2 protein-coding genes are annotated in these 2175 nt (G+C 62.3%); both read right to left on the bottom strand.

The window, feature by feature from the left end:
* Positions 1 to 79: 79 nt before the first annotated feature.
* Positions 80 to 943 (bottom strand): IS21-like element helper ATPase IstB, encoded by an 864-nt coding sequence (istB, locus tag K7W03_RS27280; RefSeq protein ID WP_004211466.1) that lies wholly within the window; start codon positions 941 to 943, stop codon positions 80 to 82.
* Positions 940 to 2175 (bottom strand): IS21 family transposase (gene istA / locus K7W03_RS27275; RefSeq protein WP_222888093.1); only part of this gene is annotated, 1236 nt, incomplete at its 5' end. The genes istA and istB, both read right to left, overlap by 4 nt.

Below are 2175 nucleotides of genomic sequence, written 5' to 3'. Positions count from 1 at the left end.
TATAGCGCGACGATCTGGGTGAGAGGTCAGCGACTATCAGGATGAGAACAGATTGTCGCGGCGGGTTCATGGTGCCGGGTTAGATTGTCGCTGGCAAGGGCGATTCTTCGCTCTGATTGTCGCTGATCGACATTTTCTCGATGGATTTGATTGTCGCGTATTTTGGGGTCCTTCCAGCCCCTGTCTGTCGCTGGAGGGCGGCCCTGCGACGATAGCTCTCGACATTCATCTCGAAGATGGTGGCGTGATGAACGAGACGGTCGACGGCCGCGAGCGTCATGGCGGGATCCGGGAAGACCCGGTTCCATTCGCCGAAGGGCTGGTTGGCCGTGATGAGCATGGATCGGCGCTCATAGCGTGCGCTGATCAACTCGAAGAGCACGGAGGTTTCAGCCTGATCCTTGGCGACATAGGCGAGGTCGTCCAGGATGAGCAGGTGGTATTTGTCGAGCTTGGCGATGGCGGATTCGAGCGCCAGTTCGCGGCGCGCGAGCTGAAGCTTCTGGACCAGCTCGGACGTGCGGGTGAACAGCACGCGCCAACCATTCTGGACAAGTTGCAGGCCGATGGCTGCCGCCAAGTGGCTCTTTCCTCCGCCCGGCGGGCCGAACAGGATGAGATTGGCGCCCTTTTCCAGCCATCCGTCGCCCGAGGTCATGGCCGTGACCTGCGCCCGCGAGACCATCGGCACGGCGTCGAAGGCGAAGCTGTCGAGCGTTTTGCCCGGTGGTAATCGTGCGTCGCTCAGATGACGTTCGATCCTACGCCGGTCACGTTCGGCCATTTCATGCTCGGTAAGTGCAGCGAGCAGTCGGGTGGCGGGCCAGCCCTCCTTGTCGGCACGTTCGGTAAACTCGGGCCAGATCACCTTGATGGCAGGAAGCCTCAACTCGTTGAGGATGAAGCTCAGGCGCTGGGCATCGACGTTATGGGCCTTGGTCATGCGGCCTCTCCCAGCAGCAGGGCATCGTAGTCGGTCAGGGGGCCAAGCTCGACCACCACCTCGGGCAGCGCGGCCGGATCGGGCGAGAAGCGCGTTCGCAACGCGGCGATGTCAGGCAGCCGGCCTTCGTCAAGGTCCTGGGCGAGAAGATCGGCAAGCTCGGCCTCGCAGGCCCGTTCATGGGCCATGGACAGCAACTCGACCATCTTGCGGCAAGCGTCACGCTCGGACATGGCTTCGAGCAGCCGTTCGAACATGAGCCTGTACGCCTCGCGCGGGAACAACTGGTCGCGATAGGTCAGCTGCAGCAGGGCCATCGGCTTACGCCTGAGGCTATGGATCACGTGACGGTAATCCACCACATAGCCATGTTCGGTAGCGCTTTTCGGGCGACCGCGTGGCCGGGTCATGAGATAACTGCCGCCCAGGAACAGATCGAGCCGATCATCGTAGAGGCGCACACGCAGTCGATGCCCGATCAACCGTGACGGCACCGTGTAGAACACCTTGCGCAGAACGAAGGTGCTGGACGAGGTGACGGGAAGGATATGTTCCTCGTAGTCGCTGGTGCGACGATCAGGTAGCGGTTTGAGCGTTGCCCTTTCGGTGTCGATGCGGGCGGCACTGCGCCGGTTCTTTCGGGCAACGATCTCGTCGATGAACCTGCGATAGGCCGCGAGGTCCTCGAAGTCGGTCGATCCACGCATCGCCAGCGCATCCTCCACCGCCGCCTTGAGATGGCCGTGGGAGCTTTCGACGCTGCCATTCTCATGCGCGATGCCGCGGTTGTTGCGGGTCGGCGTCATGCCATAATGTTCGCACAAGGCGTCGTAGCGTGTGGTCAAGTCCGCACGGGCATCGGCATCAAGGTTGCGAAACGCGGCCGACAGACTGTCGCTGCGGTGTTCGCCCGGCGCGCCGCCCAGCATCCAAAGCGCGTTCTGCAGCCCCTCAGCCAATGCGACATAGCTCTCGCCGCCCAGGATGACATGGGCATGTTCGAAGCCTGACCACACCAGGCGGAAGTGGTAAAGCAGGTGATCGAGGGGCGCACCCGCGATCGTGACTTTGAGGCTCCTCATGTCGGTGAAGTCCGAAAGGCCCATTCGCCCCGGCTCATGAGTCTGGCGGAAGATCACTTCCTGTTCCGGGCCATGAACGGCCCGCCAGGCACGGATACGACGCTCCATCGTGCGGCGAACCCCAAAATCGAGATCGGGATGGCGACGGCG

The sequence above is a fragment of the Sphingobium sp. PNB genome (genome assembly GCF_019873065.1).
In the GTDB taxonomy this organism is placed as follows: Bacteria; Pseudomonadota; Alphaproteobacteria; order Sphingomonadales; family Sphingomonadaceae; genus Sphingobium; species Sphingobium fuliginis.
Note: the sequence above shows the minus strand (reverse complement) of the source record. Positions and strands in the feature narration are given on the sequence as shown.

Coding starts and splice junctions, on each gene's coding strand:
- istB (WP_004211466.1), bottom strand. CDS start 943: ATGACCAAGGCCCATAACGTCGATGCCCAGCGCCTGAGCTTCATCCTC.